Source organism: Amphritea atlantica (assembly GCA_024397875.1).
Lineage (GTDB): Bacteria > Pseudomonadota > Gammaproteobacteria > Pseudomonadales > Balneatricaceae > Amphritea > Amphritea atlantica_B.
The window spans coordinates 3813440-3827717 of the sequence record CP073344.1; the positions used below are offsets into that span (position 1 = coordinate 3813440).

Below are 14278 nucleotides of genomic sequence, written 5' to 3' on the forward strand. Positions count from 1 at the left end.
TCTTTACTCTTCGCATGCAATGTAATCGACAATCTCCAGATCAAAGCCTGAGATTGCATTAAATTTCATAGGTGAACTCAGCACCCGCATCTTACCTACACCCAGATCCCGCAGGATCTGAGAACCGGTACCTACCGTCAGATAGGAACCTGAAGCACTGATATTGTGCTGACGAATCTTTTTCTCATTATTGAGCATCTGATTCAGGGCATCACCCAGATCAACACGAACACCGGTATCCAGCAGCAATACCACACCCTTACCTTCATCAGAGATTTTTTTCAGAGCCCGGCGCATCGTCCATTTCAGCTCTTCGCCCTGTGCCGCACCGACAACATCACGCAGCACCTCTGTACGCAGGTGAACCCGCACCGGGGTAGGCTCTTCAGGGGTAATATCACCCAGTGTCAGCGCCATATGGGTACAGCCCTGAATCTCATCCAGATAGGTAACAAAGTTAAACTCGCCAAACTCGGTTGGCAGGCTCCCTTCACTCTCGCGCATCACCGTATGTTCGTTGGTAGTACGATAATGGATCAGATCAGCAATGGTACCGATCTTCAGATTATGCTTCTGTGCAAACTCTTCCAGATCGGGACGGCGCGCCATAGTGCCGTCATCGTTCATAATTTCGACAATCGCCGCCGCTGGCGTCATACCCGCAAGACGGGCCAGATCACAGCCCGCTTCGGTATGACCGGCACGGCTCAGCACGCCACCGGGCTGAGCCATCAGTGGGAAGATGTGTCCCGGCTGAACGATATCTTCCGGCTTGGCATCTGCACGTACGGCTGTGCGTACAGTGTGCGCCCGGTCTGCCGCAGAAATGCCGGTGGTAACTCCCTCAGCGGCTTCGATTGACATCGTAAAGTTGGTGGAAAACTGTGCACCATTACTCTGCACCATCAAGGGCAGCTTCAACTGCTGACAACGGTCACGGGTCAGCGTCAGACAGATCAGTCCGCGGGCATGGGTCGCCATAAAGTTGATATCGTCTGCGCGCACCATCTCCGCAGCAATCACCAGGTCACCTTCGTTTTCCCGGTCTTCATCATCCATCAGGATAACCATTTTTCCCTGACGAATATCTTCGATCAGTTCCTGGGGTGTATTCAGTTCCATTAAACTAAAACCTCTGTGGCCGCACTAGCGGCGGTTCAGGAAACCCGCAGCAGCGAGGGTAGCCATACTCACCCCACCTGCCGGTTCCGTTAAATTAGTATCAGCGTCACCTGTATAGCTGATCAGTCGCTCCATATAGCGGGCAATAATATCAACTTCCAGGTGCACTTTCCGACCAGACGTATAGCTGGCTATTATAGTTTCCTGCGCTGTATGGGGCACAACATTCAGGTCAAAAACACGACCGTCTACTGCATTTGCCGTCAGGCTGACGCCATCCACGGTAATTGACCCTTTCGCGGCGATATAACGGGCAATCGTTTCAGGCGCGCTGATCTTAAAGCGGATCGAACGGGCATCTTCTTCGATCGCAATCACCTCACCCAGCCCATCCACATGGCCGGTGACGATATGACCGCCAAAACGCGTGGTCGGTTGCATCGCTTTTTCCAGATTCACCCGTTCACCCGGTGATAGATCCGGAAACCGGGTGTGCACCAGCGTCTCCCGCGAAACATCGGCCCAGAAACCATCGCCTGGCAGCGCCACAGCGGTGAGACAGACGCCATTGACCGCAATGCTGTCGCCCAGTTTTACATCCGACAGATCCAGGTCACCGGTACGCACATACAAACGCAGATCACCCTGCACCTCTTCGGCTGCGGCGATTACGCCAACCGCTTCAATAATTCCGGTAAACATTGTTAACTCTCCAACCCGGGAATCAGCGTCAGACGCAGATCATCCCCCAGTATTCTGCTGTCGATAAGCGTGAGCTTTTTCTGCTCACTCATTCGGTCCAGCGGCAACAGAAACATCGGCAGGGCATTACTGCCCAACAACTTCATCGCCTGATAGATAACCAGTTCATCCACCAGCCCGGCGGCAATAAACGCACCGGCCAGGGTTGCTCCGGTTTCCACCAGTATCTCATTACAATCCCTTGCTACAAGCGTTTTTAACAGCGCATGCAGATCAATACCCCCCTGTTTTCCGGGGAGTTTTAACCACTCAACTGAATCGCAGGCGGCGATAAAACCGGGGGCATCCACACAGCTGACAATCAGAGTCCGGCCGGGCAAACTGAGCAGTTTAGCTCGTTCCGGCATACGCCCGGAACTGTCCAGCACAACCCGTAGCGGCTGGCGGGCAGCCACCTCCGCCGCATTCTCCAGTCCCAGTTCCGCTTCACGTACATTCAGTGAAGCATTATCGCTGATTATCGAACCGACGCCACTGATCACAGCGGAACTGCGCGCCCGCAGACGTTGTACATCCTGACGGGCTAAAGGCCCGGTGATCCATTTACTTTCACCGGATGCCATCGCCGTACGCCCATCGAGACTGGCCGCCATTTTAAGCCTGACATACGGCATTCCGGTTGCCATCCGTTTTATAAAGCCCGGATTAAGCGCCCGGCACTGAGTTTCCATCAGGCCACAGCGGACCTTTATGCCTGCCTGCTCCAGCTTAGCGATGCCTCTGCCGGACACCTGCGGGTTCGGATCAACCATCCCCACAACGACTTCTGCGACACCCGCGGCGATCAGGGCATCCGCACAGGGCGGGGTTTTACCATGATGACTGCAGGGTTCCAGAGTAACATAAGCGCTACAGCCTTTTGCCTGCTCACCCGCATGGCGAAGTGCATTAACCTCTGCGTGGCCCTCACCGGCTTTACGGTGGTAACCCTCGGCGATCTGTACCCCGTCGCGAACCAGCACACAACCCACCCGGGGATTGGGTTCGGTGGTGTACAGTCCCTGCCAGGCAATCTGCACGGCGCGGGACATAAAAGTATGATCGGCAATGCTCCAGTCTGTCATTCCGATGACTCTGCCTTTACAGCGTCCTCTTTCTGTTCCGACAGCCGGTCGATCTCCTCTTTGAACTCGTTGATATCCTGAAAACTACGGTACACCGAGGCAAACCGAACATAGGCTACCTGATCAAGCTTGCGCAGCTGGCTCATCACCTCCTCGCCAACGTTACGGGAGGGCAGCTCACGCTCACCGGTGGCACGCAGGTGTTGTTTGATTCGACTGATACAGGCTTCGATATCTTCAACACTGACCGGACGTTTCTCCACTGCACGCTGAATACCGGCACGGAGTTTATCTTCATCGAAGGGTTGACGGGTGCCATCCGCTTTAATCAAACGGGGCATCAGAAGCTCAGCGGCTTCGTAGGTGGTAAACCGCTCATGACAGGTGATACATTCGCGCCGACGACGAATCTGCTGACCTTCTGCCACCAGGCGTGAGTCCACCACCTTGGTTTCATGGGCATTACAGAACGGACAGTGCATATATCATCCTCAAAGAGCGTGGCTGAAGATCCAGCCGGAAAAGAGCGGTTAAAAGCTTATATAAGCACTTGTCATGAGTGCTTGCACAACAGATATTAAACCTGTTTGAAAGTGCTTATATAAACAACCGGGGCGCACATGGCGCCCCGACAGGGAAACTGATTTATAAACAGTTTCTATTGTAACGGTTTACTTATAAACCGGGAAGCGTGCACAGATATCCAGTACCTTCTGTTTAACTGTGTTAATCACCTCTTCGTTGTCAATATTATCCAGCACATCGCAGATCCAGCCAGTCAGCTGTTCAGCTTCAGCCTCACCAAACCCACGACGGGTAATCGCCGGTGTACCGATACGCAGACCCGAGGTCACAAATGGAGAACGGGGATCGTTAGGTACAGAGTTTTTGTTAACGGTGATGTTTGCACGACCCAGCGCCGCATCAGCATCTTTACCGGTGTACTCTTTACCGATCAGATCAACCAGGAACAGGTGGTCGTCGGTACCGTCGGAAACGATCTTAATACCACGCTCCTTGAATACTTTCGCCATCGCCTGCGCATTTTTAACAACCTGAGCCTGATAGGCTTTCCAGTCATCCTGCATCGCTTCCTTGAAACAGACCGCTTTAGCTGCGATCACATGCATCAGAGGGCCACCCTGAGACTCAGGAAATACCGCGAAGTTCAGTTTCTTCTGCAGCTCTTCATCTGCATTAGCAGAGATGATCAGACCGCCACGCGGGCCACCCAGTGTTTTGTGTGTGGTCGTGGTAACAACGTCAGCAAAAGGCAGTGGTGTCGGATAAACACCGGCAGCAACCAGACCGGCAACATGCGCCATATCAACAAACAGATATGCGCCAACCTGATCGGCAATATCACGGAAACGCTGCCAGTCAACAACACGGGAGTACGCAGAGAAGCCAGCTACGATCATTTTAGGCTTATGTTCCAGCGCCAGACGCTCAACTTCGTCATAGTCGATCTCACCGGTTTCAGCTTTCAGACCGTACTGTACCGCATTGTAGATACGTCCGGAAAAGCTGACCGCCGCACCGTGAGTCAGGTGGCCACCGTGGGCCAGACTCATCCCCAGAACAGTATCACCTGGCTGACACAGCGCCATATAAACCGCTGCGTTTGCCTGGGAACCCGAGTGAGGCTGTACGTTTGCATAGGTTGCATCAAACAGCTCTTTGGCGCGATCAATCGCCAGCTGTTCAACCACATCAACGTACTCACAACCACCGTAGTAACGCTTGCCAGGGTAACCTTCCGCGTATTTGTTGGTCAGCTCAGAACCCTGAGCTTCCATTACCCGTGGGCTGGTATAGTTTTCAGAAGCAATCAGTTCGATATGCTCTTCCTGACGCTTGGCCTCGGCCTGCATCGCAGCATACAGGTCCGGATCAAAACCAGCGATAGTCATCTCTTTGCTAAACATTAGCGGTCCCCAAGATTGAGATTTACACCGGCCCGGCCAACACTGTTTTAACAGCGTCGAAATTCCGGACCTTGGAAAAGCCGCATATTATAGTCGAATTTATAGACAAAGCGCACATGAAAGTAAGTCAGTTAACAGAGAATTTCGTTCATAAAGGGAAAATTCCCGACAGCAATCAACTGCCGGGAACATAGCCAGTACCGGGTAAGACCTACTCGATAGCGATAGAAACAGTAGAAGGCTGCTTTTCCATAGCCTTAGGCAAGGTCAGATTCAGCACACCATCCTCAAAATGAGCTTTAATCCCCGCCGGATCAACATCAGAACCCACTGAGAGGGAACGCAGATACTTTCCATAGTGACGTTCCTGACGGATCAGTTTGCCATCCTTTTCTTCTTTATCCTCTTTCGTCGTTTCAGCACTGACCGACAGCACCCCGTTTTCCAGACTAATATCAATATCCTCTTTACGAATGCCCGGTAAATCCACTTTGATCAGGTACTGCCCTTCGCCATCATGAACATCAATCTCGGGCACTCTGTCTCCGCTACCATCACGACGAACCGGACGAAAGAAATCATTAAAGAACGTATCGTCAAACAGGCTATTAAAACGTGTCAGATTACTCATCTTTTTCACCTCCCGAGTTATTACTTCAGTTGATCGCACGCCTTAACACTGTATTCAGCAACATAGCCTCAGCACCCTAAAAAAACACCCATATAAGCTCAGCCGCTAAACACACACTAGGTGTAGTGATGCCACTTACCTTTCTCCAATATCTTTTTTGGCGCAGTTCAAATGGCAATCAACGCTCGGTACCGCTAAGATATGCGCAGTTTTGAGATAACAGTTAACAGGTTGTGTAATGGCTCAGTACGTTTACAGCATGAATCGGGTCGGCAAAGTCGTGCCGCCCAAGCGCGAAATACTAAAAGACATCTCCCTGTCGTTCTTCCCCGGCGCCAAAATCGGCGTACTGGGTCTGAACGGCTCGGGTAAATCCTCCCTGCTGAAAATCATGGCGGGTGTTGACCAGGAGTACATTGGCGAGGCACGTCCGATGCCGGGCATCAATGTGGGCTATCTGCCACAGGAACCCCGGCTGGACGATAGCAAGACCGTCCGCGAAGTCGTTGAAGAAGCGGTTGCCGATGTAAAAGAAGCGCTGAATGGGCTGGAAGCAGTCTATGCGGCCTACGCTGAGCCGGATGCCGATTTTGACGAACTTGCCAAACAGCAGGCTCGCTTTGAAGATCTGATCGCAGCCAAAGACGGCCATAACCTGGAAATCATGCTGGAGCGTGCTGCCGATGCGATGCGCCTGCCGCCCTGGGATGCCGAGATTAAGAATCTGTCGGGTGGTGAGCGCCGCCGGGTTGCCCTCTGCCGCCTGCTGCTGGATAAGCCGGACATGCTGTTGCTGGACGAGCCAACCAACCATCTGGATGCTGAATCGATCGCCTGGATCGAACGCTTTCTGAAGGAATATCCCGGCACCGTTGTGGCAATCACCCACGACCGCTACTTCCTCGATAATGCGGCTGGCTGGATTCTTGAGCTGGACCGGGGCCGCGGCATCCCTTATGAAGGCAACTACTCCAGCTGGCTGGAGCAGAAAGATAAGCGCCTGGAGATGGAATCCAAGCAGGAAGCGGCGCACCATAAGGCGGTTAATGCCGAGCTGGAGTGGGTACGTCAGGGCCAGAAAGGGCGTCAGGCGAAATCCAAAGCCCGTCTGCGTCAGTTCGAGGAGATGAACTCCCGCGAATTCCAGACCCGTAATGAGACCTCTGAAATCTACATTCCCCCGGGTCCTCGCCTGGGCGAAAAAGTGATCGTACTGAATAACGTTACCAAGTCGTTTGGCGATAAGGTTCTGTTTGAAGATCTCTCAGTAACCATTCCGCAGGGCGCCATTGTTGGCATAATCGGCGGTAACGGTGCGGGTAAGTCGACCCTCTTCAAAATGGTTACCGGCCAGGAACAGCCTGATTCAGGTACCATTGAGATCGGTGAAACCGTCAAGCTGGCCTATGTTGATCAGAGCCGTGATCTGGCAGGTGAAAAAACGGTCTGGGAAGAGATCTCCGATGGCCAGGACAACATTGTCGTCGGCAACTACACAACATCGTCCCGTGCTTATTGTGGCCGCTTCAACTTCAAAGGTGCGGATCAGCAGAAGTTTGTTAAAGACCTGTCCGGCGGTGAACGCAACCGTCTGCATATGGCTAAACTGCTGAAAGAGGGCGGCAACGTACTGTTACTCGATGAGCCGACCAACGACCTTGATGTTGAAACCCTGCGGGCACTGGAGGAAGCGTTACTGGCGTTTCCTGGCTGCGCCGTGGTGATCTCTCACGACCGCTGGTTCCTCGACCGCGTATGCACCCATATGCTGGCCTATGAAGGCGACTCTACAGTAGCGTTCTTTGAAGGCAACTACACTGAATACGCTGAAGACTACAAACGCCGCTACGGCAAAGATCATCAGCCAGAGCGGATTAAGTATAAGCGGATGGCTAAATAAGCCGATCCGGCACTTATCAACTCAAAAAAACCGGCTTCGAGCCGGTTTTTTTATATTGCTCACTCTGAGTATCCATAAAAGGTACTCCGCAGAAAATATGCACTAGAATGATTTACTAAATGGCACTTAAACCCGGAGCACACGAATGACAGAAGAGCGGCGCCGCTTTCAGCGAATCACCTTTGATGCAGACTGTGAGATCCGCACCAATGATTGTAGCTGCCCGGTAGAATTGATCGACATCTCTTTCCAGGGAGCCCTGACTTCAGTCATCCAGACCCCGTTGCTGAATATTGGTGATGCTGCAGAGCTGGTTATCCACCTCTCCAGTGACATTATTATCCGTATGCCGGTGATCCTGCGCCACATGCTAGGCGGGTATCTGGGTTTTGAGGCTCAAAGCATGGATATTGACAGCATCTCCCACCTGCGCAGACTGGTAGAACTGAACCTGGGTGATGAAGAACTGCTCGAAAGAGAACTTGAGCACCTGACGGGCAACTAAGCCACAACGCCCTGCTACAACGCATCCAGCGCTTCGGACAACTGGCTGACACCCACGACGACCATCCCCTCAGGGGCCTGCTTCGGTGCATTTGCCTTAGGTACTATCGCCCTGCGAAATCCATGCTTCGCGGCTTCTTTAATCCGCTCCTGGCCGTTGGGTACCGGGCGAATCTCTCCCGACAGACCGACCTCACCAAAGACGATCAGATCCTGTGGCAGGGCCCGGTCGCGAAAGCTGGACACCACCGATAACAGCAACGCCAGATCAGCACTGGTCTCCAGAACTTTGACGCCCCCCACTACGTTGACAAAAACATCCTGATCGCCAGTCTGCAAGCCTCCATGGCGATGCAGCACCGCCAGCAACATCGCCAGACGGTTATGATCCAGCCCCACAGCAACCCTGCGCGGGTTATTCATATGACTCTGATCCACCAGCGCCTGTACCTCTACCAGCAGCGGCCGGGTTCCCTCCCAGACCACCATTACCAGACTCCCCGGACTGGCTTTTTCGCCCCGGTTAAGGAATATTGAGCTGGGGTTTCTGACCTCTTTCAGCCCCTGCTCCAGCATCGCAAAGACCCCCAGTTCATTCACCGCACCGAAACGGTTTTTATGGCTACGCAGAGTACGGAAGCGCCCATCACTGTCTCCCTCAAGCTGCAGCGAGCAATCGATCATATGTTCCAGCACTTTTGGCCCCGCCAGGGAGCCATCCTTGGTCACATGACCAACCAGAAACAGTACTGTACCTGTCTGTTTGGCGAAACGCGTCAGATAAGCCGCGGCTTCCCGCACCTGCGACACACTCCCGGGGGCCGACTGGACATCATCCACATGCATCACCTGAATCGAGTCCACCACCAGCACTTTAGGCTTCAGCTGTTCAGCAATAGTGCAGATCTGTTCAACACTGGTTTCTGATAACATTTTCAGATTGGTCGTGGTCAGCCCCAGCCGCTGGGCCCGCAGTGCAACCTGCTGCAGTGACTCCTCCCCGGTGACATAGAGCGCCGGCATCTGCTGAGCCAGATGGCACATGGTCTGCAATAACAGAGTACTTTTACCGGCGCCCGGATGACCTCCGATCAGAATGGCCGATCCGGGCACCAGCCCGCCCCCCAGAACCCGGTCCAGCTCGCCAGAACCAGACGCAAAGCGCGGCATATCAGCCAGATTGACCTCCGACAGATCCTGCACTCTCGCCACACTACCTGCGCCGGCATAACCCTCAAACCGGGCTCCGCGCTGACTGCTTTGCTTAGCGCTGCTGAGCCTCACCTCGGTCAGAGTATTCCAGGCATGACAGGCGCCACATTGTCCCTGCCATTTCGTGTAATCTGCGCCGCAGTCATTACAGACATACGCACTCTTTGCCTTGGCCATCAAACTCTCCTGCGAATAGATCAGAGCATTCTATCGGAACCCTCTGCCACCTTGAACCAAAGAGAACTTTATTTATTCAGCTGAAGGGCTACAATCATGCGCTACGTAATGCAGAAAAAAAAATGATTACAGACGTATCATATTGTTCATGAGGAGCTTCAGATGAAACTGGAAACGATTGCTATACATGGCGGTTACAGCCCGGAAGAAACGACTAAAGCGGTCGCCGTACCTATTTATCAAACCACCTCCTATGCGTTTGATAACGCGCAGCATGGCGCAGATCTGTTTGATCTGAAGGTTCCCGGCAATATCTACACCCGCATCATGAACCCTACTACCGATGTCCTGGAACAGCGGGTCGCGGCGATGGAAGGCGGCGTTGCAGCACTGGCAGTCGCCTCAGGTATGGCGGCGATTACCTACGCAATTCAGACGATCGCTGAAGTTGGCGACAACATCATCGCCACCAGTGAGCTGTATGGCGGAACCTACAACCTGTTTGCCCATACGCTGCCACGCCAGGGCATTGAAGTTCGTTTTGCTAACAAAGATGACTTCGCCGCTATGGAAGCGCAGATTGATGACCGTACCCGCGCCATCTATTGCGAATCGATCGGCAACCCATCTGGCGGTATTGCCGATATCGAGACCCTCGCTGAGCTGGCCCACAAACATGGCCTGCCACTGATCGTTGACAGCACTGTCGCCAGTCCGGCCCTGTGGCGCCCGATTGAGCATGGCGCTGATATCGTTGTTCAGGCTGCCACAAAATATATTGGCGGTCACGGCAACTCCATCGGCGGTGTTATTATCGACTCCGGCAAATTTCCCTGGGCGGACCACGCCGACCGTTTCCCGCTACTGAATACCCCCGATGTGTCATACCACGGCGTGGTTTACACTGAAGCCTTCGGCCCTGCGGCATTTATCGGCCGCTGCCGGGTTGTACCACTGAGAAACACCGGCGCAGCCCTGTCTCCGATGAACGCCTTTCTGCTGCTACAAGGGATAGAAACCCTGGCACTGCGGATGGAGCGTGTCTGTGAAAACACGCAGAAAGTGGCCGAGTATCTGGCAAACCATGATCAGGTGAACTGGGTTAAGTATGCCGGTCTGGAAAACCACAAAGATTATGCTCTGGCAAAGAAATATATGGGCGGTCGCGCCTCAGGTATCCTCAGTTTTGGTGTTAAAGGGGGTCGCGAAGCCTGCTGTAGCTTCTACGACGCCCTGAACGTGTTCACCCGTCTGGTGAATATCGGTGACTGTAAATCTCTGGCATCCATTCCGGCTGAAACCACGCACCGACAGCTGAATGATGAAGAACTTAAATCCGCCGGTGTAACCCCCGACATGGTGCGTCTGTCCGTCGGTATCGAGCATATCGATGACCTGCTGGCAGATCTGGAGCAAGCGCTGCAAGCCGCCCGGTAATCTGACGCCGGCAAAGCATAAAAAAAGCCTCGCACTGCGAGGCTTTTTATTAGCGAAACGTCCACAACACTTAGTTAAAGATCTTCCGCACCCGGTCCCACAAAGTCCGGGCGTTATGCCCTTTCTCTGAAGCTCTGGCCAGCTGCCGCAGGGTTTCAATCTTACTGATCGCCATACCATACTGCTCTTCAACCTCGCCGGCATCGGCGGCATTAAACTCAAGATCGTTCACCAAGCCATCATTCAAACCATAGATCCAGCCATGCACTGTCAGATCCTGTCCCTGCGCCCAGGCATCCTGAACAATGGTGGTTTCACAGACATTAAAGGCCTGCTCGATCACATTCAGTTCACACAACCGGTCAAGCTGCTGATGGGAGTGATCCCAGGCCGACAACAGTTCACGATGCTTCTGATTGACCTTCCGAATCTGCCGGAGCCAGTTATCGATCAGCCCATGAGGCGTACTTTCCAGCGCGGCCTTCACACCACCACAGCCGTAGTGCCCGACCACCATGATATGCTTAACCTTCAGCACCTGCACTGCATACTGAATCACCGAGAGACAGTTCATGTCGGTATGGATAACCAGATTGGATACATTACGGTGTACAAACAGCTCACCCGGCAACATTCCCACTATTTCGTTGGCAGGCACCCGGCTGTCAGAACAACCGATCCAGAGATACTCCGGGGCCTGCTGTTGAGCCAGCGTTTCAAAAAAAAGGGGGTCATCCTGGCTGATCTGCTCAGCCCATTGGCGATTACTTTCTAAAAGTTGCGTCAGTCGTTTCATTTTTTCGGTTACATAGCAAAAGAGGGCTTTAGGCCCTCTTTATAAACTGTTGGTTAAACGTGGTATTGAGCACTGAGCTCATGCACCGCATCAACGAAGATCTTCGGCTGCGCCGGGTCCACAAACTGATGGATACCATGGCCCAGATTAAATATATGTCCCGGGCCACTGCCATAGCGGGCCAGGATATCGGCTACTTCAGCACGGATACGTTCCGGGGTACCGTACAATACTGACGGATCCATATTACCCTGCAGAGCGACCTTATCACCCACCCGGGCGCGGGCATCATCAATATTGGTCGTCCAGTCCAGACCCAGCGCATCCGCACCGGACTCAGCCATCGCTTCGAGCCACTGACCACCATTTTTGGTGAACATAATCAGAGGCACTTTACGTCCCTCATTTTCACGGATCAGACCATTGGCAATCTGTTGCATATATTTCAGTGAAAATTCCTGATACATCGGGCCACTCAGAGCGCCCCCCCAGGTATCAAAAATCTGCACCGCCTGGGCGCCACTGCGAATCTGCTCATTGAGGTAATCGGTCACTGACTGCGCCAGCTTGTCGAGCAGCTGGTGCATCACTTCGGGCGTCGCATACATCATCTGTTTGATATGACGGAAATCTTTACTGGAGCCACCCTCAACCATATAGGTTGCCAGAGTCCATGGGCTGCCAGAGAAACCGATCAGCGGTACCCGGCCATTCAGTTCAGAACGGATGGTTTTCACCGCATCCATCACGTAATCCAGATCACGGGCAGAGTCGGGTACCGGCAATGCATCCACATCGGCTTCAGTGCGGATAATCTTTTTAAACTTAGGGCCTTCACCCGCTTCAAAATACAGCCCCAGTCCCATCGCATCCGGAATAGTGAGAATATCGGAAAACAGAATAGCGGCATCCAGAGCATAGCGCTCCAGCGGCTGAATGGTCACTTCGCAGGCCAGCTCTTTGTTTTTACACAGGCTCATGAAATCGCCTGCCTGGGCCCGAGTGGCGCGGTATTCAGGCAGATAACGCCCCGCCTGACGCATCATCCATACCGGTGTTACATCGACAGGCTCGCGCATTAGCGCGCGCAGAAAACGATCATTCTTCAGTTCAGCCATTACATATTCTCGACTCAGATTCAAAACTGGGGGCATTTTACAGGTTTTTACAGGCAGGAGCGAACAACTGCTGCAGGTTCGCTTGTAAGTAAATCACAAATAAAAAAGGCCGCCTGAGCAGGCGACCTTTTCCTGACACGATCATTTACACTTTGAGATAATCCAGAATGCCTTCGGCAGCCTTGCGTCCCTCATCAATGGCGGTTACCACCAGATCAGAACCGCGCACCATATCGCCTCCGGCAAACACTTTCTCATTGCTGGTCTGGAAGGCGAACGCTTCATCCGCAGACGTCCTGATCCGGCCATCCTGCTCCAGTTCGATACCAAACTCGGCAAACCATGGAGAGGGGCTTGGACGGAAACCAAAAGCCACTAGCACAGCATCCGCAGGCAACACCTCTTCGCTGCCGGCAACCACTTCGGGACGACGGCGACCATTCTCATCGGGCTCTCCCATCTGCGTGGTAACAACCTTAACACCGGTCACTTTGCCTGCATCACCGACAACCTCGACAGGCTGACGGTTAAACATGAACTGAACACCCTCTTCACGGGCGTTCTCAACTTCACGCTTAGAGCCCGGCATGTTCGCTTCATCACGGCGATAGGCGCAAGTAACGCTACTGGCGCCTTGACGAATAGAGGTCCGGTTACAGTCCATCGCAGTGTCACCACCACCCAGAACGACAACATTCTTACCCTCTACACCGATATAGTCCGCCACATCTTTTTCGAAGCCCAGACAGCGGTTGACGTTCGAGATCAGGAACGGCAGCGCATCGTATACGCCATGAAGCTCTTCACCCGGGAAGCCACCCTTCATGTAGGTATAGGTCCCCATACCCAGGAACACCGCATCATATTGATCAAGCAGTTCCTGCATCTGGATATCTTTACCCACTTCAGTGTTCAGACGAAACTCAACCCCCATCCCGGCGAACACTTCACGCCGGCGAACCATGACGTCTTTATCCAGCTTAAACTCTGGAATACCGAAGGTCAGCAGACCACCAATCTCGGGATGACGATCAAATACCACTGGCTTAACGCCGTTACGTACCAGTATATCAGCCGCCGCCAGGCCCGCAGGACCAGCACCAATGACTGCTACTTTTTTATCCGTAACCGGCACCTTGCTCATATCCGGACGCCAGCCCATGGCAAACGCGGTATCGGTAATATGCTTCTCAACGGAGCCGATTGTCACGGCACCAAACTCATCATTCAGCGTACAGGCACCTTCACACAGACGATCCTGCGGACATACCCGACCACAAACTTCTGGCAATGAGTTGGTCTGATGGCTCAGCTCTGCCGCTTCAATAATATTGCCTTCTGAGACCAGCTTGAGCCAGTTCGGAATGTAGTTGTGTACCGGACACTTCCACTCACAGTATGGATTGCCACACTCGAGACAACGGTGCGACTGCTCAGACGCATCTTCCGAGTTAAACGGTTCATAGATCTCAGCAAACTGCTGCTTACGGATGTCCGCTTCTATCTTATTTGGTCCCTGACGCTCTACTTCCAGAAACTGAAAATCATTCTTCAGACGTTCAGACATTCTTCACCCCGCCTAATAGTGCCTGCCCGCAGGCAGACACAGCTATAACTAAACACCTGT

Annotated in this window: 13 protein-coding genes; 3 read left to right on the forward strand and 10 right to left on the reverse strand. The window is 53.1% G+C overall.

Annotation, left to right across the window (positions count from 1 at the left end; translation table 11 throughout):
* Positions 1 to 3: 3 nt before the first annotated feature.
* From ribB to KDX31_17665, 6 genes are all read right to left on the reverse strand, one after another.
* Positions 4 to 1122, reverse strand: coding sequence for a 3,4-dihydroxy-2-butanone-4-phosphate synthase (gene ribB, locus KDX31_17640; GenBank protein ID UTW03125.1), 1119 nt, complete (start codon positions 1120 to 1122; stop codon positions 4 to 6).
* A gap of 24 nt (positions 1123 to 1146) precedes the next feature.
* A complete protein-coding gene (locus KDX31_17645; GenBank protein ID UTW03126.1) occupies positions 1147 to 1824 on the reverse strand; it encodes a riboflavin synthase in 678 nt (225 codons plus the stop codon).
* 2 nt (positions 1825 to 1826) lie between these two features.
* A complete protein-coding gene (ribD, locus tag KDX31_17650) occupies positions 1827 to 2948 on the reverse strand; it encodes a bifunctional diaminohydroxyphosphoribosylaminopyrimidine deaminase/5-amino-6-(5-phosphoribosylamino)uracil reductase RibD (protein ID UTW03127.1) in 1122 nt (373 codons plus the stop codon).
* Entirely contained in the window at positions 2945 to 3430 is a 486-nt protein-coding gene (gene nrdR / locus KDX31_17655) for a transcriptional regulator NrdR (protein UTW03128.1), read from the reverse strand. The genes ribD and nrdR overlap by 4 nt, the downstream gene beginning before the upstream one ends.
* A 189-nt stretch (positions 3431 to 3619) precedes the next feature.
* Positions 3620 to 4876, reverse strand: a complete 1257-nt coding sequence (locus KDX31_17660; protein ID UTW03129.1) for a serine hydroxymethyltransferase — start codon at positions 4874 to 4876, stop codon at positions 3620 to 3622.
* Between the two features lie 211 nt (positions 4877 to 5087).
* Positions 5088 to 5507 (reverse strand): Hsp20/alpha crystallin family protein, encoded by a 420-nt coding sequence (locus KDX31_17665; protein ID UTW03130.1) that lies wholly within the window; start codon positions 5505 to 5507, stop codon positions 5088 to 5090.
* A 238-nt stretch (positions 5508 to 5745) separates the two neighbouring features.
* On the opposite strand from KDX31_17665, the gene ettA reads away from it, so the two are divergent.
* Together ettA and KDX31_17675 are read left to right on the forward strand one after the other, a co-directional pair.
* A complete protein-coding gene (gene ettA / locus KDX31_17670; GenBank protein ID UTW03131.1) occupies positions 5746 to 7407 on the forward strand; it encodes an energy-dependent translational throttle protein EttA in 1662 nt (553 codons plus the stop codon).
* A 145-nt stretch (positions 7408 to 7552) separates the two neighbouring features.
* Entirely contained in the window at positions 7553 to 7912 is a 360-nt protein-coding gene (locus KDX31_17675) for a PilZ domain-containing protein (protein UTW03132.1), read from the forward strand.
* Positions 7913 to 7926: 14 nt separating this feature from the next.
* Here KDX31_17675 and radA read toward each other — a convergent pair whose 3' ends face one another.
* The gene (gene radA, locus KDX31_17680; protein ID UTW03133.1) at positions 7927 to 9300 is read right to left on the reverse strand and encodes a DNA repair protein RadA; all 1374 of its coding nucleotides are present in this window, start codon (positions 9298 to 9300) and stop codon (positions 7927 to 7929) included.
* Between the two features lie 162 nt (positions 9301 to 9462).
* On the opposite strand from radA, the gene KDX31_17685 reads away from it, so the two are divergent.
* Complete coding sequence (locus tag KDX31_17685) at positions 9463 to 10737, forward strand: aminotransferase class I/II-fold pyridoxal phosphate-dependent enzyme (protein UTW03134.1); 1275 nt, start codon at positions 9463 to 9465, stop codon at positions 10735 to 10737.
* Positions 10738 to 10807: 70 nt separating this feature from the next.
* Here the strand turns inward: KDX31_17685 and can are convergent, their stop codons facing one another.
* The 3 genes from can to KDX31_17700 form a co-directional block, all read right to left on the reverse strand.
* Positions 10808 to 11533, reverse strand: a complete 726-nt coding sequence (gene can / locus KDX31_17690; GenBank protein ID UTW03135.1) for a carbonate dehydratase — start codon at positions 11531 to 11533, stop codon at positions 10808 to 10810.
* A 53-nt stretch (positions 11534 to 11586) separates the two neighbouring features.
* On the reverse strand, positions 11587 to 12651 hold the full coding sequence (gene hemE, locus KDX31_17695) for a uroporphyrinogen decarboxylase (GenBank protein ID UTW03136.1): 1065 nt from the start codon (positions 12649 to 12651) through the stop codon (positions 11587 to 11589).
* A gap of 145 nt (positions 12652 to 12796) precedes the next feature.
* On the reverse strand, positions 12797 to 14218 hold the full coding sequence (locus KDX31_17700; protein UTW03137.1) for an FAD-dependent oxidoreductase: 1422 nt from the start codon (positions 14216 to 14218) through the stop codon (positions 12797 to 12799).
* Positions 14219 to 14278 lie beyond the last annotated feature (60 nt).